Annotated in this window: 21 protein-coding genes; 8 read left to right on the plus strand and 13 right to left on the minus strand. The window is 62.9% G+C overall.

The features are described 5' to 3' along the window. Nucleotides 1-451: 451 nt before the first annotated feature. Complete coding sequence (locus tag N8888_RS09525; protein WP_263174217.1) at nucleotides 452-1552, plus strand: hypothetical protein; 1101 nt, start codon at nucleotides 452-454, stop codon at nucleotides 1550-1552. A 55-nt stretch (nucleotides 1553-1607) separates the two neighbouring features. Here the strand turns inward: N8888_RS09525 and N8888_RS09530 are convergent, their stop codons facing one another. The 7 genes from N8888_RS09530 to N8888_RS09560 all read right to left on the minus strand — a co-directional run bounded on the left by N8888_RS09530 (nucleotide 1608) and on the right by N8888_RS09560 (nucleotide 10179). After that, on the minus strand, nucleotides 1608-2432 hold the full coding sequence (locus tag N8888_RS09530; protein ID WP_263174220.1) for a hypothetical protein: 825 nt from the start codon (nucleotides 2430-2432) through the stop codon (nucleotides 1608-1610). A gap of 623 nt (nucleotides 2433-3055) precedes the next feature. Continuing rightward, on the minus strand, nucleotides 3056-3679 hold the full coding sequence (locus N8888_RS09535; protein ID WP_263174222.1) for a nucleotidyltransferase family protein: 624 nt from the start codon (nucleotides 3677-3679) through the stop codon (nucleotides 3056-3058). After that, on the minus strand, nucleotides 3655-4716 hold the full coding sequence (locus N8888_RS09540) for an XdhC family protein (RefSeq protein ID WP_263174224.1): 1062 nt from the start codon (nucleotides 4714-4716) through the stop codon (nucleotides 3655-3657). Before N8888_RS09540 ends, N8888_RS09535 begins: the two co-directional genes overlap by 25 nt. Before the next feature lie 9 nt (nucleotides 4717-4725). Beyond that, a complete protein-coding gene (gene paoC / locus N8888_RS09545; RefSeq protein ID WP_263174226.1) occupies nucleotides 4726-6930 on the minus strand; it encodes an aldehyde oxidoreductase molybdenum-binding subunit PaoC in 2205 nt (734 codons plus the stop codon). After that, nucleotides 6930-7880, minus strand: a complete 951-nt coding sequence (locus tag N8888_RS09550; protein ID WP_263174229.1) for an FAD binding domain-containing protein — start codon at nucleotides 7878-7880, stop codon at nucleotides 6930-6932. The genes paoC and N8888_RS09550 overlap by 1 nt, the downstream gene beginning before the upstream one ends. Beyond that, the gene (gene paoA / locus N8888_RS09555) at nucleotides 7877-8524 is read right to left on the minus strand and encodes an aldehyde dehydrogenase iron-sulfur subunit PaoA (protein ID WP_263178386.1); all 648 of its coding nucleotides are present in this window, start codon (nucleotides 8522-8524) and stop codon (nucleotides 7877-7879) included. Before paoA ends, N8888_RS09550 begins: the two co-directional genes overlap by 4 nt. Before the next feature lie 458 nt (nucleotides 8525-8982). Continuing rightward, nucleotides 8983-10179, minus strand: a complete 1197-nt coding sequence (locus tag N8888_RS09560) for a GAF domain-containing sensor histidine kinase (RefSeq protein WP_081279764.1) — start codon at nucleotides 10177-10179, stop codon at nucleotides 8983-8985. Nucleotides 10180-10378: 199 nt separating this feature from the next. On the opposite strand from N8888_RS09560, the gene N8888_RS09565 reads away from it, so the two are divergent. The 4 genes from N8888_RS09565 to N8888_RS09580 all read left to right on the plus strand — a co-directional run bounded on the left by N8888_RS09565 (nucleotide 10379) and on the right by N8888_RS09580 (nucleotide 14640). Next, entirely contained in the window at nucleotides 10379-11230 is an 852-nt protein-coding gene (locus N8888_RS09565) for an AraC family transcriptional regulator (RefSeq protein WP_111187015.1), read from the plus strand. A gap of 209 nt (nucleotides 11231-11439) precedes the next feature. Then, nucleotides 11440-13746: a TonB-dependent siderophore receptor gene (locus tag N8888_RS09570; RefSeq protein WP_263174235.1), complete on the plus strand. Its 2307-nt coding sequence runs from the start codon at nucleotides 11440-11442 to the stop codon at nucleotides 13744-13746. 53 nt (nucleotides 13747-13799) lie between these two features. Beyond that, entirely contained in the window at nucleotides 13800-14261 is a 462-nt protein-coding gene (locus tag N8888_RS09575; RefSeq protein ID WP_263174238.1) for a hypothetical protein, read from the plus strand. After that, entirely contained in the window at nucleotides 14242-14640 is a 399-nt protein-coding gene (locus N8888_RS09580) for a hypothetical protein (RefSeq protein WP_263174239.1), read from the plus strand. Before N8888_RS09575 ends, N8888_RS09580 begins: the two co-directional genes overlap by 20 nt. Before the next feature lie 99 nt (nucleotides 14641-14739). On the opposite strand, the gene N8888_RS09585 is transcribed toward N8888_RS09580, so the two are convergent. The 5 genes from N8888_RS09585 to N8888_RS09605 all read right to left on the minus strand — a co-directional run bounded on the left by N8888_RS09585 (nucleotide 14740) and on the right by N8888_RS09605 (nucleotide 19488). Continuing rightward, nucleotides 14740-15837, minus strand: coding sequence for a hypothetical protein (locus N8888_RS09585; protein WP_263174241.1), 1098 nt, complete (start codon nucleotides 15835-15837; stop codon nucleotides 14740-14742). A gap of 176 nt (nucleotides 15838-16013) precedes the next feature. Further along, nucleotides 16014-17000, minus strand: coding sequence for an acrylyl-CoA reductase (NADPH) (locus N8888_RS09590; RefSeq protein ID WP_253118489.1), 987 nt, complete (start codon nucleotides 16998-17000; stop codon nucleotides 16014-16016). Between the two features lie 78 nt (nucleotides 17001-17078). Next, nucleotides 17079-17717 (minus strand): acrylate utilization transcriptional regulator AcuR, encoded by a 639-nt coding sequence (locus tag N8888_RS09595; RefSeq protein ID WP_053515927.1) that lies wholly within the window; start codon nucleotides 17715-17717, stop codon nucleotides 17079-17081. Nucleotides 17718-17836: 119 nt separating this feature from the next. Then, entirely contained in the window at nucleotides 17837-18463 is a 627-nt protein-coding gene (locus tag N8888_RS09600) for a LysE family translocator (protein ID WP_065182261.1), read from the minus strand. Beyond that, the gene (locus N8888_RS09605) at nucleotides 18460-19488 is read right to left on the minus strand and encodes a glutathione S-transferase family protein (RefSeq protein ID WP_263174251.1); all 1029 of its coding nucleotides are present in this window, start codon (nucleotides 19486-19488) and stop codon (nucleotides 18460-18462) included. The genes N8888_RS09600 and N8888_RS09605 overlap by 4 nt, the downstream gene beginning before the upstream one ends. Between N8888_RS09605 and N8888_RS09610 the strand changes: the two genes are divergently transcribed. From N8888_RS09610 to N8888_RS09620, 3 genes are all read left to right on the plus strand, one after another. Further along, nucleotides 19487-20482 carry a LysR substrate-binding domain-containing protein gene (locus N8888_RS09610; protein WP_263174254.1) on the plus strand — a complete coding sequence of 332 codons (996 nt, stop codon included), beginning with the start codon at nucleotides 19487-19489 and terminating at the stop codon, nucleotides 20480-20482. The two genes, N8888_RS09605 and N8888_RS09610, sit on opposite strands and share 2 nt — an antisense overlap. 469 nt (nucleotides 20483-20951) lie before the next feature. After that, a complete protein-coding gene (locus N8888_RS09615; protein ID WP_111186949.1) occupies nucleotides 20952-21308 on the plus strand; it encodes a hypothetical protein in 357 nt (118 codons plus the stop codon). Nucleotides 21309-21495: 187 nt separating this feature from the next. Continuing rightward, nucleotides 21496-21774 (plus strand): hypothetical protein, encoded by a 279-nt coding sequence (locus N8888_RS09620; protein ID WP_053515798.1) that lies wholly within the window; start codon nucleotides 21496-21498, stop codon nucleotides 21772-21774. Nucleotides 21775-21786: 12 nt separating this feature from the next. Here N8888_RS09620 and N8888_RS09625 read toward each other — a convergent pair whose 3' ends face one another. Further along, on the minus strand, nucleotides 21787-22605 hold the full coding sequence (locus N8888_RS09625; RefSeq protein ID WP_263174261.1) for a S1 family peptidase: 819 nt from the start codon (nucleotides 22603-22605) through the stop codon (nucleotides 21787-21789). Between the last annotated feature and the right edge of the window lie 105 nt (nucleotides 22606-22710).

Raw genomic sequence — 22710 nt, forward strand, 5'->3', positions numbered from 1 at the left:
TACCTGCGAGCGCAGGTGCGAGATGGTGAGTTCCCGCTCCGAAAGCCTCCATCCAATCTTGGTCTCCGCTGCACAAAGGCGCGCGAGGTTGGCGGAGCATTGGCTGACGGCCGAGGAAGTATCTAGGGTCGTCGATCCTGCCTATGAGAGCTCGCTGCCGACAGTGGCAACGAAGCTCCGCCAACAGTGGCGACTTCTCGCCGTATACATGGATCCGCCGTCATCCCACTACCGCTACCCCGCACGGCAGTTTGGGGAAGACGATCAGCCCGTCAGCCAGTTGCATGACATCCTAACGGTCATGCGTGGACTGAGGTCGTGCAGTCACCGTCCGCTGACCCGATCAAACAAAGATCTTTCCCCGACTTGCCGCTTGGTCGGACAATTGAACTGCGCCGGTAACCCAGCCGAGCAATGATGTCTGCCCACGCCAAATTATAAGGATTTACTCGTGCCAACTAATGCGAAAGTCCTCGAAGCGGTTGCGAAAACTGGGTTTGTTCTTGAGCACGAGGTGGTGACAGCGCTACAGAAGGCGGGCTGGAAGACTATCAATGGAAGCTATTACATTGATGACGCAAGCAATCAGGCTCGAGAGCTCGATGTTATCGCCTACAAGACAACAAAAATGGACGATGTACACGTACTCACTTGCGCTCTGATCAGCTGCAAGAAAATCGCAAAGGATGCCGCAGCCTTTCTTTCGCGCAAGCGCCCAGCCAAGGACCCAAATGCTGACTGGGAGCCTGCGCCACAGGCCACGAGACTGCAGCCGATGAAGGCCCATCTCTCCAGCGCGAACTGGAAAGATCGCTATTTTTCATCGATGAGCCCCGCAGTTAGGGCGATGCTAGTGGCGGCTCGGGACGTTTTTGCATTTCAGATGGTGGGCAATGAGGGGCAGGCTAACAATGACAAGCCTTACTACGACTCTTTTACTAGCCTAATCAAGGCTCTCGATCACGAACTCGGAAAGCGGGCCGGGGGCGATATGGCGCGAAGGAAGAGGATCTACAGCTACTCACTGCATGCAGTCTTTGATGCTCAAATGGTGGAAGTTCAATTCAATGAAGACAGGAAGCAGGTGCGCGAGGTCGATCGCATCACTTGCTTCGTTCGATATATGGTGAGAAGGAAAGACACGGCTGCGTCCGTGCATTTCGTGCAATCTTCCGCACTGAAGCAATGGATTGGCGATATCGACTTGCTTCATTCGCATAATGTTAAGTTCTTCTCAGATGAGGTCGGCAAGAGCTTTGCGGCCATTGCGACTTCATCTGAAGTGCGCAGTTACTTCAAAGAAGAAATTGGCTATATGCTCAGGCACTATCTGAGCAAGGCGGCTTCGAGGCTGAGAATTCCCATGCCAAGTGGGGAAGTCATCCTTAGCACTAACAAGCGGGGAATCGAGGTGTCGATGGATTTTTCTGAGAGTGATGCGGATAAGCTGAACAGTGACGCCGAGCTTCGAAGGGAGTTTGCAAGCATCTTTGAAAAAAGAGCTCGGTACAAGGGTGGGATAGAGGTCGGAACGTTCGACATACCATTCTAGGAGCTTGTCGCTTGCGATCGTTTCGCTTCAGCCGAGGGTCATTAGGCAGGCGCCTTTACCGAACTAGTCCGGGCGCAGGCAATGAATGCAAGAACCCATCGAAGAGCCTCCTATCAGTCGGTGAGTCTAAGATCGTTGCAAGTTGGCCAATGTTGTCCTGGGTGGCAAATGCACGCAGCGACGTAATCGTGCGGCCGATTTGATCAAGCCTAGAGTCGATGCCGCTGGTCGCTTTATCAAGATGGCGAGCTTCTTTGTCTGAAATTGTGCTTAGATCGCACTCTGCCAGTCTGTTGAGCGTCGGGTCGAGCTCGTTGAGCAGTCCCCTAAGCGCCTCCGCCTCGTTTAGTGCACTCACGCTACTGATGCGTCCAACAATCTCACTGACATAGTACGGCATGTCCCGCCTAGCCAGCCCCGACTCAATGGCAAATTCTCGCTCTTGAGGGGTCGCCTTTCTATTCTTGGTTATCGCACCGTCTCCGACACGCATCATATTCCGTACCGCGTCGGCTATCTGCCGCGGAACACCTGACCCCCTCAGACCCATAGTAGCTCTGTAAAGTGGTTTCGCGTGGTCCCGCATAGAGCGAAACTGCTCCAGGACCGCCGGCAGCCTACTTTGAAGTGCCTCCAGCCTTTCCCTTCTCTCCTTGGCCTTGAGGTCTCTGTCGAACGCTCTTCGCAAGTTTGTAAACGTAATTGAGAACGCCCGCTTACCGCAAATGCTTCCAATGTTTGTGACGATTCCACTAGTAGTAGTTACTACGTATCCATTGCCGTGGGGCTGTTTGCAGCTCTTGAGACCACACGCTTCTCTCGTTTGAAATGAGTAGACGCCAATGATCTCGCTAAGCTGGACTGACTTAGCGTCAAGCACTTTGACATAGCCAGGTGTCTCATAGAGCTCATCCCAAGAACTAAGGCGAATTAGACCTCTATCGAAACTTAGAGTGATCATTCGGCTTGAGCCTAGGTTAAGTTGAGTCGTAGGCGCTCTGGCAAGAGCGGCAGCATGCATTGACTGAACAATCAGTGTGTCTGCTGCAGTTGCAGATTCTATTCTAGAAAAGCGGTTCCCATCCACCAAGCTGTCCGTCGTTAGAGCCAACGCCCAGAAAGGTTGTCGCATGAGCTCTTGGTAGTGCGCGTATTTTCGTTTAGTTGGACAGACGGGGGCCGCCGCGGATAGAAGTAGCATCGCTTCGTCTATCCTCGATAAATCTTCCTTGTCGCGATTGCATCGGCTACACCCCACGCGTCCTCCTCCATCGATGCAAACCTGTCATATAGCAACATGCGACGCATCGCCCCAAAGGCTTTAATTCGATTAACGTGACGGATCACGGCCGTTTGGTGCCGCCTCATTAGCGCCCCGCCCCTCACCCACTCACAAGGATGAGGCGGCACGCACGACCTATATCGGAATCGGGCCCACGTACTGGCGGCCATTTGTTTCGCGGTGCACGCCATTCACTGGCGCCCGGCGGGTGAGCGCGCGACTCACTCAGTATCGATCCAGCCCGCATCGCGCGCACGCGCAAGATCTTCTGGCGTGTCGACATCCAGGCCCAGTTCCGGTGCCTGTAGGACATGCACCATATCGGCAGGAAGTTGCCGCAGGCGCGCTCCGAAGCCGCGGTCACCGGCTGCACCCACAGGGGTGAACCAGGCGCGCGGTACTACCGCGGGAACGCCAAGCGCACTTCCGTGACGGGTGCCCGCGCACGCTGACGCCGCGGTGCGGGCACCCGAAAGCAGCGCCCGCAGATGGGCGTGCTCGATTGCGGGCTGGTCGCATGCCACGACCATCACCGCGCTCACCGTCGGCAGCAGGTGTGCGCCGGCAACCTGCAGACTGCTCGCCAGGCCGCGTTCCCAGTGGTGGTTGGTTACCGGGGTGGCATCCAGCCCGGCAATGCTGGATGTCACTGCCTGTGCGTTCGCGCCTACTACGACCAGCACCTGCGCTGGCGCGAGCTCCAGCGCCAATCGGACCACGCGATGTACCAGGGTCTCGCCCTGCCGGGTTAGAAGCTGCTTGGGCTGGCCAAGTCGGGTGCTCCCGCCGGCAGCAAGCACGACGACCGCATGCGGGTCAGTCACCTGCCGTGCGCGCTTCGCCATTGCTGCAGCTGCGCGGCGATGCTGAGCGAAATCGCCTCTGGCCCTCGGCCGCCGATTTTCAGGCCAACCGGTGATCGAAGTCTCGGGGACAGGCGGTGGCGCTGATCCGGAGTCAGCAGTTTGAATAAGTCCTCGCGCCTTCGCTGCGGACCCAGCAGTCCAATGAACGCGACTTTGGTATCCGCCAGGGCCACCAGCGCCTCCCGGTCAAGTTCGAAATCGTGATGCATCACCAGTACCGCGTCGCACGGGTCGCCATGGAAGGCCTCGGCCGGGCTGGTCTGCAACTGTGCATCCGCGCCCTGCCCCGCTGAGGCCCAGCGCGCTCGCCGTTCGGCCACGCTGATCCGCCACCCCAGGCCACGCAGCAACGGAACCAGGAAGGGCGTTTCAGGACCGCCCCCCAGGATCAGGGCCCGCGGAAGCCGGGGCAGCGTCAAACACCACGCCCCCTCACCAAAGGGCTGCATACCGTCCATCGGATGCAGCTGCCACGTCCGCTCGCGATGGCCCGCGCGGAAAACAATCTGCCCCGATGCGCGAAGCTCGCGCTGTAGTGGCACACCCTCGCGCAGCCATGCCTCGATGACAACGTCGATGCCGGCCATGGCACGTAATGGCAGGAGCGCAATCCGCAGCCGACCGCGGCACCCAAGCGCGGACCCACTCAGCAGGTCCTCGTCACTGCGCGTGTCGATCTCGATCCAATCGACCTGCCCTGCCACGCTTACCTGCTCTGCACGTCGCGCGAGCTCGGGCTCCAGGCATCCGCCGCTCAGCCAGCCGACCTGGCTGCCGTTGCAGAACAGCACCATGTCGCCGGCACCGGCGTAGGTGGAGCCATCGGTTTCCAGCACCAGCGCGAGCACGGCGTGCTGCCCCGCGCGCACGCGCGTCAAGGCCGTCTCGAGCACGCTCCGCGGGCTTCCTTCGGTGAGGAAGCCCGGCGCTGCCAACAGTTGCCCGGCAGCATCCCTGGGCCCTCCTCCACCCATCGCGGAGGCCTCCAGAGTGGCTGAAGCTGCGGGTTGGTCCATGCGCAAGGGTCAGCCCACGTCGGGCAAGCCGGGCAACAGCTTGTCCAGGGTGATGGGATAGTTGCGTACGCGCACCCCGGTTGCGTTGTAGACCGCATTGGCGATCGCAGCGCCGACCCCACAGATGCCCAGTTCACCCACGCCCTTGGCCTTCATCGGCGAGATCACCGGGTCCAGCGTATCGAGGAAGACCACTTCCTGGTACGGAATATCGGCGTGCACGGGAACCTCGTAGCCGGCCAGGTCGTGGTTGATGAACAAGCCAAGCCGCTTGTCGACCACCAGTTCCTCCATGAGGGTCGCCCCCGCGCCCATCACCATCCCGCCGATGACCTGGCTGCGCGCGGACAGCGGATTGAGGATCCGGCCGCCATCGCATACGGCAAGCATGCGGCGAATGCGCGTCTCTCCAGTGTAGGCATGCACGGCGACCTCGCAGAAATGCCCTGCGTAGGTGCCGACGTCGTAGCCTTGTTTGAAGTCGCCGAAGGCAATGCCGTCCTCCGCCGACAGTGTCCCCGCCTCCGCCAGCTTGATGGTCCGCCCACCCGCCTGGATGCGGCCATTGGCGAAGTTTGCGGTGTCGCCGTCGAAGCCCAGTTTCTCGCCCACCTTGCGGCGCAGGCTGACGCACGCCGCGTACACGCCTGCGGTGGAGCTTGCCGCGCCCCACTGGCCGCCGGAACCGGCGGAGGCGGGATGACGAGAGTCGCCGAGGGTCACCTGGACCCGGTCCAGCGGCACGCCCATGGTCTCGGCTGCCGTCTGCGCGATGATCGTGTAGGAGCCCGTGCCGATGTCGGTCATGTCGGTTTCCACGATCACGCCGCCTTGGCCGTCGAGCCGCACCCGCGCCGCCGACTTCATCGTCGGTGCGCCGCGATACCCCGCGGACACGCCCATGCCGACCAGCCAGTGCCCTTCCCTTACCTGCGCCGGCCTGGCATTGCGCTTGTTCCAGTTGAAGCGCTTGGCGCCTTCGCGCAGGCAGCGCACCAGGTTGCGGTCGGAGAACTTCTTGGACGGGTCGCCGGGTACGACCTCCGGCTCGTTGAGGATGCGGAACGCGATCGGGTCGAGGCCCAGCTTCTCGGCCATCTCGTCCATCGCCACTTCCAGCGCCATGTGGCCTGGCGCTTCGCCCGGCGCGCGCATTGCATTGCCTTCGGGCATATCGAGCGTGGCGATGTAGTTGGCCACCAGGCGGTTGGCGCCCGCATAGAGCTTGGGCGTCTGCAGGGTGCCGTTCTCGCCGTCCTCGCCGTTGATGTTGCCCGACCAGTTCTCATGGGCGATGGCGGAGATCCTGCCGTCTTTCGCGCAACCGATCCGGACGCGTTGAATGGTTGCGTGCCGGTGGGTGGTGTTGTTGGCCATCAAAGGCCGTTGCAGCGCGATCTTCACCGGTCGCCCGACCTGCTTGGCCGCCAACGCGGCCAGCACCGCGTCGGCACGGATGAACAGCTTGCCGCCGAAGCCGCCGCCGATATAGGGCGAGTCCACGCGCACCTTGGCAGGATCGATGCCGAGGATCGCCGCCATGCCCTGCCTGGCCCAGTCGATCATCTGGTTCGCCGTCCACAGCGTGAGCGTGTCGCCCTCCCAGGCGGCGATGGTGGCGTGCGGCTCCATCATCGAATGACTTTCGTCGGAGGTGTGGTAGGTCTCGTCGAGTTTGACCGCGGCGCTCGCGTAGGCGGTGTCGAAATCGCCCAGCGCCTGCCGGTCGGGCTTGCCATCGCGCCCCTTTGCCAGCGGCGCGGACGGCGCCAGTGCGGGAAAATCGAAGCGGCCCTTGCCGCGCTCATAGCGGGTGCGGATCAATGCCGCGGCGGCGCGGGCCTGCTCGAAGGTCTCTGCCACCACGCAGGCGATGGCCTGGTGATAGTGGGCAACTTCGGGGCCGCCGAACAGCGGTGCATTGTTCCAGTTCGATTTGCCGACCGGCTTGGTCTCCGGTGCGGTGATGACCGCCAGCACGCCCGGGGCGGCGCGTGCGCGGGAGGCATCCATCGAAATGATGCGCCCCTTGCCGATGCCCGCGCCGACGATATAGCCGTAGGCCTGGTTCGGTGCCACGTCATGGCGCTCATACGCATAGGGGGCGGTGCCGGTGGTCTTGCGTGGGCCGTCGATGCGCGTCGTCGACTTGCCGACGACCTTCGCTTTGTCGAACAGGTTGTCACCGGCGGGGGCGTTGAATTCAAGGGGCATCAGTGCTCTCCTTCCACCAGCACGGCTGCGAGGGTGCGCTCGGCGAGAGCGATCTTGAACGCGTTCTCCCGCGTCGGACGGGCGCCGGCGAACACCTGCCGGGCCGCGGCCTTTACGCCGTCGCGCAGCAGGGGTTCGGCTGCCTCTATGCGCCACGGCTTCGGCGCAACTCCACCGAAGGCGAACCGCGCCGAGCCGTCTTGCTGCACGACCGCGGCGACCGACACCAGTGCGAACGCATAGGACGCGCGGTCACGTACCTTGTGGTAAACGTGCCGACCGCCCAAAGGTTCCGGCAGCGTGACGTGGGTGATCAGCTCACCGCGCTGCAGCACGTTGTCCTGCTGCGGCCTGTCGCCGGGGGAACGATGGAAATCGGTGATCGGGATGCTGCGCGTACTACCGTCACCCCTGACGGTCTGGATCGAGGCGTCCAGCACCCGCAGGGCCACCGCCATGTCGCCCGGATAGGTCGCGATGCAGCTGTCCGAGGTGCCGATCACGCCCATCTGCCGGGAGAATCCTTCGAGCGCGCCGCAGCCTGATCCGGGCAGGCGCTTGTTGCAGGGAAGATGGGGGTCGTAGAAGTACGGGCAGCGCGTGCGCTGCAGCAGATTTCCGCCGGTGGTGGCTTTGTTGCGCAGCTGCCCGGAGGCGCCTGCCACGATCGCGCGGGTCAGCACCGCGTAGTCGCGGCGCACGCGTTCATGCGAGGCCAGTGCGGTATTGGTGACCAGCGTGCCGATGCGCAGGCCGCCCTCGTCGGTGGGTTCGATCCTGTCCAGGCCGATGTCCTGCACGTCGACCAGGTGCGTTGGCGTCTCGACCTCCAGCTTCATCAGGTCGAGCAGGTTGGTCCCTCCGGCCAGGAACTTCGCACCCTCGGTACCGGCCACGGCTTTGGCGGCCTCGGCCGGGGACTTCGCGCGTTCGTAACTGAAGGCCCTCATGAGGGCCTCCCTGCAGAGGTCACGCCAGCGACCTCTTGCATTGCCTCGGCAATGTTGGAATAGGCGCCGCATCGGCAGAGGTTGCCACTCATGCGTTCGCGCATTTCCATGCTGGTGGCCTGGGGCAGTGCGCTGACGTCCGCCTGCACATGGCTGGGGACACCCCGCTTGATCTCGTCCAGTACCGCTACCGCCGAACAGATCTGCCCCGGCGTGCAATACCCGCACTGGTAACCGTCATGCTTGATGAAGGCGGCCTGCATCGGATGCAGGTCATCGGGGGTTCCGAGGCCTTCGATGGTGGTGATGGCATCGCCCTGGTGCTGCACCGCCAGGCTGAGGCAGGCATTGATGCGCTCACCGTTGACCAGCACGGTACAGGCACCGCATTGACCGTGGTCGCAGCCCTTTTTGGTCCCGGTCAGCTCCAGATGTTCGCGTAGGGCATCGAGCAGCGTGGTTCGCGTGTCGAGCTCAAGCTCCCGGCGCGCGCCGTTGACGGTCAAGGCCACCGTGCTGATGACCGGCGGCCTGGGCGGCGGGGATGCCGCCAGTTCGGCGGCGAGCGATGACGCCCCTGGTGCGGCGGACATCGCCACGGTCGTGGCGCCGCCGGCGATCACCTGGCGACGCGTCAACTTCATTCCTTCATCCCAACTTGGCACAGTGACCTCCTGGCGTTCGGGGAAACCCCGTGGCTGGATGGACGCGCTCACACTACTCAGAGGGCACTATGCCCGTCTTCGGGGTACAGATTTGTGAAGCCGGTCGGAGGCATGCCGGCATCATCGGCCGAGCGTACTGGCCGGTCATCTTCAATGCCGTGTCTGGCAAGCGTGCGCCACAGACACTGATCTGCGGCACTGAGAGAAGGAACTTTCCTACCAACCCCAGCAAGGAGGCACGATCCACGCTGAATGCGCGAGAGCTTCCGTTGGCAGCGCATTGTCCGGCCAACGGGGCCTGACGGTCCGCCTTCGCCCTCGCGCAGCGCACGAAGTGCTTCGACGTGAGCTACCACAGCTTGCTTGAGCGAAAGTCCACCGCGGCCTACCTCCTGGATAGTGCATGCCGCGGCGTCAAGCAGGGCCAGCCCCGGCGCTCAGGCAACATCCGCGCTTGGCATCCGGAACGTGAACACTGTTCCGGCACTTTCACTTGACACCACATCGAGTATCCCGCCGTGAGACTTGGCAATCTCCGATGCGATATAGATGCCCAGACCAAGACCTGGCCTGGGAAGCTCGCCCTTCTCACGCGAGAACGGGTTGAAAATGGTGCTGAGCCTGTCGGGCGCAATGCAGCCTGCGTTGTGCACATCCAGCGTGAGGCGATTGGATGCAGCATGCACCCTCAGCGTGACAGGAAGCGACCGCTCGCCATGCTGCACTGCGTTCGTCAGCAGGTTGGCCAGCAGCTGCGACAGCCTGCCGGGATCGCAGACCACGCTGCCCTCGATCCGCATCTGCACATCGATGTCCTCGCGACCGGTGGCGATCGCCACTTCCGCTGCAACTCGTTCAAGGTCAGCTTGCAGCGTATCGCTTTCCCGGAGCGAGATCGGGATGCCTCCACCCAATCGGCCCCTGGCAAAATCAAGTACATCGTTTATGAGCCCATCCATCCGGGTCACGCCAGATGCGATGTGCGCAAGCATCTGCTGCTGACGCGCGGACGTCGCCTCATCCTCAAGTGCATCTGCTGCTACGCTGATTGCCTGGAGGGGGCTGCGAAGATCATGGCCCAGTACCGCGATGAACTGATCGCGCAAGTCGGAATCCCGCTGCGCGTCCGAAAGCGCCGTCTCCGCTTCCTGTAGGCGGTCCTCCTTGTCCAGATAGTTGCCGACGAGCTCGGCAAGCAGCTCCATGGACCGTCGGACATGGGCTTCATCGAAGTTGCCCGGCGAAGAATCGATGGCGCACAGGGTGCCGAAGAATCTGCCGTCCGGCCGATGAATCGGAACCGACGCGTAACTCTCAAGCCCGTAGATCCGAGGCGTGTGGTGCTTGGAGTACAGCGGGTGGGTACTGGCGCGTGCGAAAACCACGGAGGTTGATGACTGCCTGATCTCGTCACAGATGGTGGTTTCCAGGACCAGCTGCCCGCCTGGAACAAGCCCGAACCCGAGCGTGTCCAGGGTGGCGCAGGCCGTCCAGGTCGTCTCTGTAACCCTGGCAATCGCCGTGAATCTCGAGCCCGTGATATGGGCTACGGTTTCGAGGATGCGCGGCACTGCCTCGATACGACCGATCTCAGCGACGTCATTGAGAAGGTGGGGATCAGTCAGCGTATGCATATGTTGGCAGGCGGGCACAGTGATGCATCATCCCATGAAACCGCCATCGCAAGCCGGCTCCGTTCAGAAGGGGGCGTCCAAAGCGGGCAAACGGGCGATGAGCCCGCAGCCGCGAGCATGCGCCTGCTTCATTGACAAGTGAATGGCCGCAATCCCTAATCGGGCGGCAGATCGCCGTCCGCCTATCGACCCCTTCATCATGTCCAGAGTATCCACCACTGATTTCGCAGCGCACGCGAGCGTCGACAGCCTTCACCAGGCAGTTGTAGCCGTTACTGCCGCTTCGGTGGCGCGGGACTGGGAAAATGAGCGCCACCAGCACCGCAAGGCACAGCTGATCTATTCGGTTCGCGGCGTCTTGACCTGTGAGGTGGAAGATGGCGTCTGGATCGTTCCTCCGCAGTGCGCAGTCTGGATACCGGGCGACCTTCCCCACTCGGCAAGGGGAGCGGGACACACAGAATGCTACTGCCTGTTTGTCGAGCCGGAGGCCGCACCGGACCTCCCAACGTTCTGCTGTACCGTTGCGGTTTCGCCATTGCTGCGCGAACTGCTGTTGAAGGCGGCTGATTTTCCTGAGCAGTATGCAGCTGGAGGCAAGGAGGAGCGCCTCATTGCCACATTGCTCGACCAGCTGGCAGAGGCCCCGGTTGAAGATCTGCATCTGCCGATGCCGCGCGATGCAAGACTCCGTCGCCTGGCCGAGTGCCTGCTGGTCGACCCGACCGACAAGACCCCGAAGGGCGTATGGGCGAGCCGCGTCGGCATGAGCGAGCGCAGCATGAGCCGCCTCCTGCAGGACGAGATCGGCATGGGCTTTGGGCGTTGGCGCCGGCAGCTGCACGTCATCCTTGCGCTCCAACGTCTGGCCCAAGGTGAAAGCGTTCAAACGATCGCACTGGATCTGGGGTACGGCAGTGCAAGCGGCTTTGTAACCATGTTTCGCAAGGCGATGGGAAAGCCACCTGGGCGCTACCTTTCAGAACGCTCCATGCTGGCGCCGCAGATCGCGCCGCCCACAATCACCTTGCCCGGCCATCTGCCGGGCTGAACGGGCTGGCCAGCTCCCGCCCCCCCCCTGGCCTGCTCCACCTCCGGCCCGGTTCGACCTCGCTCCTTCGTGTAGCCGACTCTCGCCTGCCGCCTGCCGCCTGCCGCCGCCGACCTGGCCTGACTGAACAATAGTCTGGCCTGGGTTCGCCAGTATTCCCCTGGAATTCGTTGTTAAATGTGCCGCCCAAACGCGAATGACTATTATTTATGACTGGCCAGCAGAGCGCCGATGCTCCCCATTACCCGATCAACGTGCTTGCCGGTGCGGATGGGAATTCTGCTCTGGAGTACAGGCGCGGGCGCCCGAGGGACGCCCGATACGCTGGTCTGACCGTGGCAGTTGCATGGGCCCTGCTGGGCGCGCCGACCGCATTTGCAGGCGAATCCGTTCCGTCCGATCACGCGGACGAAAGGACAGCGCGGGAAGAGACCGCGTTACCCACGGTCACAGTGCTGGCTCACAAGGACAAGTCGGCCACAGAGGACACAGGATCGTATACGACGCGGGAGTCCTCTGCCGCCACGCGCATGCCGCTGTCGCTCAAGCAGACGCCGCAGGCACTGACTGTACTGACGCGTCAGCGCATGGATGACCAGCACCTGGACTCGGTGCAGGCAGCGCTGGAGAGCACGTCCGGAATCGCCACGTACCAGTCGGACAGTGAGCGTACCAGCTTCTATGCGCGAGGCTTCCTGATCAATAACATCCAGTACAACGGCATACCCACGGTGGTCGGCAGCACCGTCAATGGAAGTGGAATCGGCGCTGTTGATACAGCCTTCTACGACCGCGTGGAAGTCGTGCGTGGTGCATCGGGCCTGCTGACAGGTACCGGCAACCCCTCAGCCGCGATCAATCTTGTGCGCAAACGACCGACACGTGATTTCTCGGCGAGCGCTTCGCTGGGGGCTGGCAGCTGGGAGACCTATCGGAGCGTCGGCGACATCTCCACACCGCTGACCGCGGACGGTCGGATCCGGTCGCGACTGGTGGGGACATACCAGGACGGACATAGCTACCTTGATGGTTACAGGCCGCAGAGGAAGTCGCTATATGGCGTCATCGAGGCCGATCTGACCGCCGACACGACCTTCCGCCTGGGGTACGAATACCAGGACATCACGCCGAAGGGATCGACCTGGGGAGGCCTGCCACTTTGGTTCAGCGATGGTACGCAAGCGGAGTATCCGCGCTCCAGGAACTACGCGCAGGACTGGAGCTACTGGGACAACACCCTCAAGACGGCCTTCGCCGAAATCGAGCATCTCTTCGGAAACGGCTGGAAGTTCCAGGCCACCGCGAATCAATATCGGACCGAGCATGCCGCCGAGCTCCTTGGCCTGATCGGCCGACCTGATCGTGCCACAGGCCTGGGCGTGTTCCCCAACGGGGCCTATCCGGTAGCGCTGGCGTCCGAGGGGCGCAGTCGCCAGAACACGTTCGACGTCATGGCCGGTGGCCCCTTCCAGCTGTTTGGCCGACAGCACGATCTGGTCGTCGGCGCCACCCGCTCTCGGCGCAACGCATATCAGGAGGACGTCGCCCCCTTCTATGCAGGCATCTGGCCGGTGAACGTGTATGAGTTGAGCCCCTCATTCCGCAGGCCTGACTTCGATGCGATGTCCACAACGCCGACGCGAACCCGAATCAAGCAAGGTGGCGTCTACAGCGCGGCGCGACTCTCGCTGGCTGAACCACTGAAGCTGATCGTCGGGGGGCGCCTCAGTACCTATGAAATCGACGATGCGGCCGGTGGAGCACCGGTGCACTACAGAAAAAGTGGCGAGTTCACCCCGTACGCCGGCCTGATCTACGACATCAACGCGACGTACTCGGTCTACGCCAGCCACACAGGAGTGTTCAACCCCCAGACCGAGTATCGGGACAGCAACGGTAACGTGCTGACCCCTTCAAAAGGCAGAACAAGCGAAATCGGGCTGAAGGCAGGGCTTCTTGACGGGCGCTTGACTGCATCGATTGCCCTCTTCCACACCGAACTGGACAACGCCGCGCAATCGGTCGCCGGCACCTACACACCCAGCGGAGCGCAGGCTTACCGCGGCGCCGACGGGACCAGGTCTCGCGGTGTCGAGCTGGATCTTCAGGGAGAGCTGTCCCGTGGATGGAACGTCTACGCGGGTGTCGCGCACTTCACTGCGAAGGACGGTGCCCACGAGCGCTTGAACACGCAGTTGCCCCGCACCACAGCGCAGCTTTTCACGACCTATCGGTTGCCGGGCCAATGGGACCGCTTGACGCTGGGCGGCGGCTTCAAATGGCAAAGCCGCTTCTACAACGCGCCCAACACAGGAACCAGTTCCCTGGGTGGAGAACAGGGATCCTATGCACTTCTCTCGGTAATGGGTCGCTACTCCATCACGGACAAATCCAGTGTGGCTATCAACGTCAACAACGTCCTGGACAGGAAGTACGCGCTTCAGAAGGGAGATTTCGACACCGTCGGCTATGGCGCGCCGCGCAATGTGATGGTGACGCTGGACTACAGATACTGATTCATCACTGTACCCGACAAGATCCATAGAGGCTCATCAGAGAACAATCCGCCATGCCCACTCAGCCCTCCTCGCCCACCGCCCCACCCCGGCCCGGAAGTGTTCCAGACAAAGTTGCATTGCTGTGGCTGACAACTGCCGCTGGCGCCATTCTCTTTGTCACCTTCCAGCTGTTCTTCTACGTCAACGACTTCGCCAGGGCCAAAGGAGCGGCACCGGCGATCACGTTTGATCACGATGCGCTCTGGGCATTTCCCGCCTATTACGGGTGCTGGATAGTGACAGTGCTTCTCGCACTGTCAAATACCCGAAGATCCTGTTGGATTGCGCTGATACTGGGGAGCGCACTTGTGCTGCTGAATACGCTCGGCGGCGTCTTCGACGGTTTCAGGGACGGTTGGCACGTCACCTTTTCCGCAATCTTCTTCATCACGCTGCCGGGCCTGTTCGCTGCAGCGACCACCTGGCGACACATCAAACTCAAGGAAGCCGCCCATGTCGATGAACAGCAGTGATTTTCCCCTGGTCTGGATGGACCTCGCGCAAGGCCCCGAACACGAACATCAGGATGACTTCGACGCATTCGAGGAAAATCTGCGCCGGGGGGAGCCCTTCGTACTTCTCACTGATACGGCGCCATCGGAGGAGCATGACCACTCGCCAGCGGAGAAGAAACGCATGGCGCTGTGGATGAAGCAGCACAAGGCCGAGCTTCGCAGGCTGGTTCTGGCGATGGTCCTGGTCGAGCCCAATCCGGCCAAGCGCGTCGCCTACAAGGCGTTCTCGGTACCCTTTTCCAAGTTCTGGGGCTACCCTCTCCACATTGTCACCTCACGCGAGAAGGCAATAGAAGTGGCGAGGAATCTGCTGTCTCAATTAAACGAGACGCCCTGAGCCGCCTTCGTTGGGCGCTGTACCTGCGGCGCCTCAGCGCTCCTGACAGCATGCCTCCGAGTTCTTCAATGGAAGGTCCTGCTGAGCGCGCGAGGCCGATCAGAAGTAGAAACCGAGGTTCAGATTCAACCGAGAATGCCAGCGCGAAGGGCCTCCCTCGCTGATGCCGATGCCGTCGCCGCCGGCAAACCACATGTTGCGGCCGGCGATCCAATCGACATAGGTGAGCATGACGCCCTTCTGCAGGCTGCAACCGGTCACGTTCTGCCACGAGTTGCGTAGGCCCGCGCGGTGCCCGACCGGGCGGGTCATGCTGAGGTTGTTATAGCAGGTGATGTCATCCAGCCAGCCCTTCTGGCCGAACGAATAGGCGATGTTGGCGCTTGGCACATCCGCCTGCGCTGCAACCTGGAAGGGGGATTGGAACGCCGACATTGCGATGCGATCTCCGGGCACGTCATACCGGTACCGCGCCCACTGCAACTGCGCGGTCCAGCCATCGCGCGTCCACTGTGCATGCAGAGCTGCACCCTGGTGACCGTAATGGCGTCGTGTCTGTGTGTTCTGCACTTTGCCGGCGAACGCGGATGCGCCCAGCAGCAGGTCCCCGCCAGCCCAGTCGCGCGCATTCTCCACGCGTGCATGCAGCCGTTGCCGCTCGCGATACGGCAACGCCTCGGTCTGCGCGACATCGAAGGAGTAGCGATCGTAGCGAGCACCCGATCCGTATTCGTCTCCGGAGAACCAGCCGAGATGCCAGGTTGTGCTGCCGCTGCGGTGAATCACTACAAGGCCCGGATCGTAATCATCCTCGATGCCCAGGTAGTAGCCGGAGCCGAACCAGAAACTCTGCGAAACGGTAGGGAGCAGCCCGAATGGGACTTGCTGGATACCTCCCTTCAGCTGGGTAGCATCGGAGAACTGCCAGCCCGCGTAGGCGTGATGCACAGCGTCGAAACCATCGTACCAGCGGTATTGGGCAGAGAAGGAAAACGGCCCGGTCCCAGCGTCGAGGTCTGCACGCAGCAGTTCAAGCTGGAGGCGGCTGGTCGCGCCGTAGTCGAGCCAGCCGTAGTTGAACCTTACCGCGCCGCCCGGCTCGAAGTAAGCGCCGCCGTTTTGATCGCGTTCCGATGCCTCCGCTGTCAGCGAAGCGCTGACGAGCACGGCAGCGGCAATAGAGGAAATGGCTCTCACGTTGGGGTTACTTGCCTCCCTGTTCCGCATGTGAAAGCGCGCAAGTGTAATGTCGCGGGCAGTGAAGAAGGCGTTGGTCGATGGTCGGCGCGGTGCAGGCCCGCGCCTTCAGGAAATGGCAGAGCCCCCGGCCAGCGGCGGCACGCCATCATCAGGCAGCGGCAACGATCCTCACGTCAACGATTGACGTTGACCACGACGCGTCCGCGGATGCGTCCTGCCATCAGGGCTTCGGCAGTGGCTACAACCTCTCCCAGGCCGATGTGCTGGGAGATGGCGTCGAGCTTGGCCATATCCAGGTCCTTGGCAAGCCGTTCCCACGCCACGAGCCGCTCTGCGGTGGGCCGCGTGACGCTGTTGATTCCCAGCAGGCTCACACCGCGCAGGATGAAGGGCGCCACCGTGGCAGGAAAGTCCATGCCCTGAGCCAGCCCGCACGCGGCCACGGCGCCATCTTCCTTGATGGCGGCACACACATTTGCAAGTGTGTGGCTGCCCACCGAGTCAATGGCGGCACTCCACCGCTCCCGCTGAAGTGGCTTGCCTGGCTGGGACAGCACATTGCGATCAATAACCTCGCTGGCACCCAGGGACTTCAGGTAGTCGGTCTCGTCCAGCCGTCCGGTGGACGCCACGACGTTGTAGCCACGATCGGCCAGCAATGTCACAGCGAAGCTGCCTACGCCCCCGCTCGCTCCGGTAACCAGCACTTCACCGGCATCCGGAGAAAGGCCATGACGCTCCAGCGCGATCAGACTCAGCATGGCGGTATAGCCGGCCGTTCCGATAGCCATGGCCTGCTCGGGTTGCATGCCCTTTGGAAGCGGGATCAGCCAGTCGGCGTTGACGCGTGCCAGCTGCGAAAGCCCTCCCCAGTGCCGCTCACCCACGCCCCAGCCATTGAGAACCACCTGGTCGCCCGGTTGATAGCGCCGGTCCACCGACTCGAGCACAGTGCCGGCCAGGTCGATGCCGGGCACCATCGGAAAGGACCGCACCACCGCACCGCCCTGGCCGGTGATTGCCATCGCGTCCTTGTAGTTCAGTGTGCTGTGCGAAACCTGGACGGTGACGTCGCCCTCCGGCAGGGCCGATTCAGGCACCTGCCTGACGTCGACCTGCAATTCGTTTCCCGTCTTGTCTATGTATACGGCGTTGAACATGGCCTTCCTCCTGGGGCAGCGGCAAGGTTGCTGCATGATTTAGACTGATCGGCTACAAGCCGGCAAAGGAACATGGACTCAGCGGGGCAAGCCCGCCAGGAACGCATTGGCGAAGATCGTGAGCGGCGCAGCGCTGCGCTCAAGCCGTGCTCGTTGGACAGCTCCCTCCCATCCGATCCAGAAGGCGGTGGCGATCTCGGAGCAGCGCGCGTCGGACGAGAGCTCAGCGCGCCCCCGGGCCAGTTCAAGGCACGCGGCCAGCCGGGATTCCCATCCGTTGAACACCTCGATCAATCGGGCACGGTAGGCCTGCGGCAATGTCGAGATCTCCTGGCCAAGGTTGCCGACCAGGCAGCCTCGCCGGAAGTCGAATCGTTCCAGGCCACTGCAGGCGTCGGCGACAAATCCCAGGATCCGCTCAAGCGGATCGCGTTCTTCGTCCAGCAGATGCCGGTCGAGCTTGCGGCAGAAATACTCGTCGTAGGCCTCGAGCACAGCCAAGCCGTAGGCCTCTTTGCTGTCGAAGTAGTGGTAGAACGACCCCTTGGGGACACCCAGCTGCCTGACGATTGCGTCGATGCCCGTTGCAGAGAAGCTTCGCTCCGTCAACAACGCGATCCCAGTGCGCACCAGCTCGCGCCGGGTGTCATCAAAGCCGCGATCCGCCCTCGGCGGGCGCCCCCGGCGGCGCGTAGTCGTAGTGACAGCAGGAGTCATGCCGCACATTTTAGACCGACCGTTTTCTAAATTCAAACGGGCAGTTCTGAACCCTCCGGAGCTGCCAGGCTTCGCCATTCTCAGAGCTGGAACCAGCACCCTGCCGATCATGATTGGGATCATGCGCTCGGCATGTCGGCCGGAGCGAGCACGAGCAACAGTGCTGATGCGAACAGCAGCGCGCCCATCACCCTGTCAATCCAGTTGCGTGCCGCGGTTGTGTCCAGATGGCGCATCATTGAAACGCCCATCGCGCACCAGAGTGCGAGACAAAGTGCGGAGATCACCGTAAACGCTGCCGCCAGCACAAGGGAGGTCCGCAGGGGCTCGGCGCCATTGCCGACGACGGCAGTCACCGTCAGCACCAGCACCCAGCTTTTAGGATTGACGAACTGAAAGCAGAACAGCGCCACCACGCTGCCGTGCCGGACACTGGTCGGCGTGGGCACGTGCTTCTCAGGTGGCCGGAGTGTTTCCAGGACCAGGCGGGCGCCCATCCAGCACAGGTACGCCCCGCCAGCAAGGGTCATCAGGGCGTACAGGTGCGGCACGGTTTGGAATGCGGTGCTTGCTCCGGCCGCCACGAGCGCCCACATGCCCAATCCTCCGGCAACGATGGCGGCGATCGCTGGCAGCGCGCTCACGAATCCGGTTCGCGCGGCGATGCGCATGACCAGCAGGTTGTTGGGACCTGGCGTGATGGTGGCAACGGCGATGACACCTGCGCCGATCAGGAGGGCGCTCATCGCACAGCCTCTCCGCGCTGAAGCGTCATGGGATCGACCTCAATCGCTTGCCCGGAGGCAAGCGTCACCCGCGCCGGTCCGAAGCGCTCGCGACCGTGCGCAGCCGACCAGTCCGCATCGGGTGCGGCGGCAATGATGCCGAACGGGTTGACGCTTCGATCGTGCCAGTAATACCCGTTGCGAATCACGTCGAGATCGACCGTAGCCGCGACACCGCGCCAGGAGTACAGGTCTCGCGCGTAGGCCCACAAGTGCGGGTAGTCGATCAGTCTCCGACGTGCACATTTGAAGTGGCCGTGATAGACGGCGTCGAACCGGACCAAAGTCGGGAACAGGCGCCAGTCCGTCTCGGTGATGATCAGGCCAAACAGATAGCGTGCATTCGCAAGACGCCGCTCCAACTGATCCAGCATGGCGAACACACTCTCGACAGCTTCTTCGTAGGCGTCCTGCCGTTGCGCGAAACCGGCGCGATAGACGGCATTGAACAGCCCGGCCTGAAGCGCGGCGTTGAGGGCATCGATCCGGCCGCGGAAGGCGGGCGGGACGAGCGTGAACGCCCCCGCGACGTTCGCATCGGCCGCATCGAACGCGCGCATGATGTGCGACGACTCATTGCTGACGATCCTGCAGGCCTGACTGTCCCACAGCACCGGCACTGTTGCCCGGCCGGTGTAACGGGGTGCCGACAGACGGTAAATCTCGTGCAGGTGCCGGACCCGCGAGCCGCATCCCGGGACGACCCAGGAGGCACCGCCGGCCACCGCGTAGCCCTGCCTTCGCTCACCACCCGCGATCTGCACCGGCACTGCATGCTCCAGGCGCTTGAGGGCACGCAGCAGCAGGGTGCGATGCGACCACGGACAACTGGACGACGCAATGAGCCAGTAGCGACCCGGTTGTGCACGCAGTCGGCCCGCAATGCCATCCAGACCCTGCCGGAACATGCTTTCCGGTCTCACAAAGCGACCATCGATCATTGTCGAATCGGCATCGACCCAGCGGCCATCGACCAGCATTCCCATGTTCATCCTCTCCGATCTGGACTCGATGCAACATCGTGTGATGGCAAGCTGGTCCAAGGAACGCCGCTTCTGGTCTATTATTGAGTCCACCATGAAGATGCCCCTCAACGGACTTCGGGCGTTCGCCACCGTGTATGCCCACGGCGGGATTCGCTCGGCCGCGCGCGAGCTCGGCATCGTCCACTCGTCGGTGAGCCGCCATCTCGCGGAGCTGGAGCTCTGGCTGGGTGTACGGCTGGTCGGCGACGCTGCAGGCCGGCGAGGAATCACATTTACACCGCAAGGCGAGGCATTGGGCCGAGCCACGCTGTCGAGCTTCCGCGATATCGAGCGCGCAATCACCGCAGTGCAGGAAGCACGCTCCGGGCGATCGGTGACCGTATCGACCACACCTTCATTTGCGGCACGCTGGCTGCTTCCGCGCCTTCCGCGACTCGAGCAGGCGCATCCTCATCTTGAGGTGTCGGTGGTTGTAGACCAGAAGATCGACAACCTGCAGACCGGCGACATCGACCTGGCCATACGCATGGGCCGTGGGCCCTGGCCCGATGCCAGGTGCGAGCCGCTGATGGACGAAGTCCTGTATCCGGTCATGAGCCCGGCGCTGTTCGAAGCTTCCGGCCAACCGGCGCAGCCGGCCGACCTGCTCGGGACGCGGCTGGTGCATGATCGTGATCCACATGCATCGTGGGAGGCATGGCGGCAGCTGTACGGTCCGGCCTCGATGGATGTGACTGCCGGCCCGCGCTTCTCATCGTCAGACCTCGTGCTTCGGGCTGCTGTGCAGGGCCAGGGCGTCGCGCTGGCGCGCCATCGCTTTGCATTCGATGACATCGCCTCGGGCGCGCTGGTAAGGCCATTCAAAGATGCCGCTGTAGTGCTCGGCCCGGCCTACTGGATTGCGCTTCCACTGCACCGCGATGTGCGCAGCGGCGCATCGACGGTGATCGCATGGCTGAAAGAACAGGCGGCGTTTAGCGATACGGTGATCTGAGTGCCCAGCACCTTCAGATCCCTTCTGCCGCGCGTCGTGATTGCCCTGAATTCCAGGCTCCGGGACTCGAGCCATCACCACCACGACAGCCCACGCCTGAAATCAGGCCAAACCCTTGCACGATGGGCGCCTCCCTGCCCCGGCCAGCTATGCAACAATGCCGAAAGCGTCGAGGGCGTTGTCGGCATCAGCCCCAAGCCCTTGGCTTCCCGCATGACCGGGAGTAATTCTTGGCGCGCCACCGAAAACGGCTGGCCGGGCTTCGAAACCCCGGTTCTACGCTGAAGTACAGGCTTGCCAGCCAGCATCACCCATTAGGTGGTGCCGGCTGGCAATCCGTCGGCCGGCTATGGCGGGCGGTGCGCGGAGGCCTTGTGCCTGCCGGTTTAGCGTAGACCGGGTTTCGAACCTCGCACCGTCCGCCACCTTCATCGGTGGCGGCTTCCGTTTATCTGTTCGGAGCCCTGCCATGACCAACGCCTACCCCCCTTCTCCGCACCCGATCCGCCTGCATCCCGCCAACGAGCCCACACCGGATCCCAACGCCTTTGTTTCACTGCTGCACAGCATCGGCGCAGGTGCCGCGTCCAACGGCCGGCCCTGGCCGGAAGGCCATCTTCCGCCAGGGCGACGCATGGCACTGTCCGACGCCGACTGTTCTCTCAATGGCCTGCGCGTGGTGATGGAAATTCTGCTTGCCGCAGAGCGCGCCCGCAAGAATGGAGAGCCTGACCAGTACGTCGGCGACCGTGTGCTGGAAGGGCTGGTCATGGCCGGCCTTGGGCTGACCGCACACGCCAGTGAACGCCTGTTGCCGGAAGGCTGATGCCTCGTCCCGCGGGCGCTGGCGCTCGCGGGACACACAGCCACTCCCGTTGACCGCAGCGTCCGTAGATGTGGGCCCGCCCTGACCGGCGGGCGGCACTTACTAACGTGACGCATCACACCCAACCACGCACCGTTAACAGCCGCGCACTATCCTCGAAGCCCCTGAACCTTCACGAGGCGAGTCCATGACCAAGCTCCACACCGTGCTGATTACCGGCTGCCTGCTGGCCCTGAGTCCGCTGGCCTCAGCCGAAACCGTGAACCTGACCAACAGCGCCGAAGGCGCCAACCGCGATGCCGGCATTGCTGCGGTCAAGAAGAAGCTGCAGGACGCCTGCACCGATCGCAAGGGCTCGCCGGATACCGACTCGTTCGAGGTGGTCTTCGAGAAGACCAGCGACAACCCCAACGTGCCCAAGCCGTACTACGTGGACGGAAAGATGAAGTGCGAGCTGCCGGGTTGAACCCGGCGACCGCTATCGACCGGCGTCGTCCCCGGACATGACGCGGTCGATCCAGCCGGCGTAGCGTGAGATGCGCACGTTGAACACCACCTGGCCATAGAAGCCGGCCTCAAGGGCGTGCTCGGGAACAGCGGTGATCCAGGAACCCAGGCCGACCAGCTGCCAGTGGTCCTGCACATTGATGACCAGCGGGCCACCGCTGTCGCCGTTGCCGAGCACGCCTTCAAGCGGCAGGCCACGCGGCGGCGGATCGAAGCGGTACCAGAGATAGCGGTCGTTGCCGCCGGTGATGGCGTTGAACGCACGCCGCAGAGCGGTGCGATGCGACCCTCCGGGGATCAACCCCTCGGCGCCATTCCCGGTGGCGCCCTTCCCTATCAAGGTGGCCACCTGCGCAACCTCGCCCGCGCCCCGATAGAGGGCGACGGGCTCGACATCGGCAACGGGCGTTGCCAGCCGGATCAGCGCGATGTCATCCGATGCCGCCAGGAACGCGTGGATCTTCCCTGCACTGCCTGTTGCCAGGGCCTCTTCGCCCAGCGCGGCCGGCATCGGCCTAAAGCCGGGGTGCAGATACACACGCGCGACGGCGTAGTTGCGCCCACCGACGGTGACTTCGGCACCCATGCCGTCCATCGGTGCCGCGTGCGCGGCGGTGATCACCCAACGCGGAGCGATCAGTACGCCGTGCCCCTCTCCCGGCAGGTCGGCCAGGGCCGGGAAGGCAGATCCATCGATGCGGTAACGGGCATCGTCCACGTCGTCACGGATGACGATGGCCCCGGCAGCAAACGGGACCGTTACAAGCATCAGGAAGAGCCAACGTTTCATGTATTTCTGCATCCCCGTGTTCAAGTGCCCACGCTAGCCGAAATGCACCTGCCTGGTGAGCGGCATGCGACCAGAGCCCGCGCCGGCCGACGAAGGCCGGCAAAG

This window comes from Stenotrophomonas maltophilia (assembly GCF_025642255.1).
In the GTDB taxonomy this organism is placed as follows: Bacteria; Pseudomonadota; Gammaproteobacteria; order Xanthomonadales; family Xanthomonadaceae; genus Stenotrophomonas; species Stenotrophomonas maltophilia_P.

Excerpts from the sequence above, each read along its gene's own strand:
- N8888_RS09580 (WP_263174239.1), top strand. The coding sequence starts at position 14,242 with ATGTCGATGAACAGCAGTGATTTTCCCCTGGTCTGGATGGACCTCGCG.
- N8888_RS09535 (WP_263174222.1), bottom strand. The coding sequence starts at position 3,679 with ATGGCGAAGCGCGCACGGCAGGTGACTGACCCGCATGCGGTCGTCGTG.
- N8888_RS09550 (WP_263174229.1), bottom strand. The coding sequence starts at position 7,880 with ATGAGGGCCTTCAGTTACGAACGCGCGAAGTCCCCGGCCGAGGCCGCC.
- N8888_RS09575 (WP_263174238.1), top strand. The coding sequence starts at position 13,800 with ATGCCCACTCAGCCCTCCTCGCCCACCGCCCCACCCCGGCCCGGAAGT.
- N8888_RS09605 (WP_263174251.1), bottom strand. The coding sequence starts at position 19,488 with ATGGGAATGCTGGTCGATGGCCGCTGGGTCGATGCCGATTCGACAATG.
- N8888_RS09595 (WP_053515927.1), bottom strand. The coding sequence starts at position 17,717 with ATGACTCCTGCTGTCACTACGACTACGCGCCGCCGGGGGCGCCCGCCG.
- N8888_RS09570 (WP_263174235.1), top strand. The coding sequence starts at position 11,440 with ATGACTGGCCAGCAGAGCGCCGATGCTCCCCATTACCCGATCAACGTG.
- N8888_RS09540 (WP_263174224.1), bottom strand. The coding sequence starts at position 4,716 with ATGGACCAACCCGCAGCTTCAGCCACTCTGGAGGCCTCCGCGATGGGT.
- N8888_RS09590 (WP_253118489.1), bottom strand. The coding sequence starts at position 17,000 with ATGTTCAACGCCGTATACATAGACAAGACGGGAAACGAATTGCAGGTC.
- N8888_RS09560 (WP_081279764.1), bottom strand. The coding sequence starts at position 10,179 with ATGCATACGCTGACTGATCCCCACCTTCTCAATGACGTCGCTGAGATC.
- N8888_RS09625 (WP_263174261.1), bottom strand. The coding sequence starts at position 22,605 with ATGAAACGTTGGCTCTTCCTGATGCTTGTAACGGTCCCGTTTGCTGCC.
- N8888_RS09610 (WP_263174254.1), top strand. The coding sequence starts at position 19,487 with ATGTTCATCCTCTCCGATCTGGACTCGATGCAACATCGTGTGATGGCA.
- paoA (WP_263178386.1), bottom strand. The coding sequence starts at position 8,524 with ATGAAGTTGACGCGTCGCCAGGTGATCGCCGGCGGCGCCACGACCGTG.
- N8888_RS09565 (WP_111187015.1), top strand. The coding sequence starts at position 10,379 with ATGTCCAGAGTATCCACCACTGATTTCGCAGCGCACGCGAGCGTCGAC.
- N8888_RS09600 (WP_065182261.1), bottom strand. The coding sequence starts at position 18,463 with ATGAGCGCCCTCCTGATCGGCGCAGGTGTCATCGCCGTTGCCACCATC.
- paoC (WP_263174226.1), bottom strand. The coding sequence starts at position 6,930 with ATGCCCCTTGAATTCAACGCCCCCGCCGGTGACAACCTGTTCGACAAA.
- N8888_RS09615 (WP_111186949.1), top strand. The coding sequence starts at position 20,952 with ATGACCAACGCCTACCCCCCTTCTCCGCACCCGATCCGCCTGCATCCC.
- N8888_RS09620 (WP_053515798.1), top strand. The coding sequence starts at position 21,496 with ATGACCAAGCTCCACACCGTGCTGATTACCGGCTGCCTGCTGGCCCTG.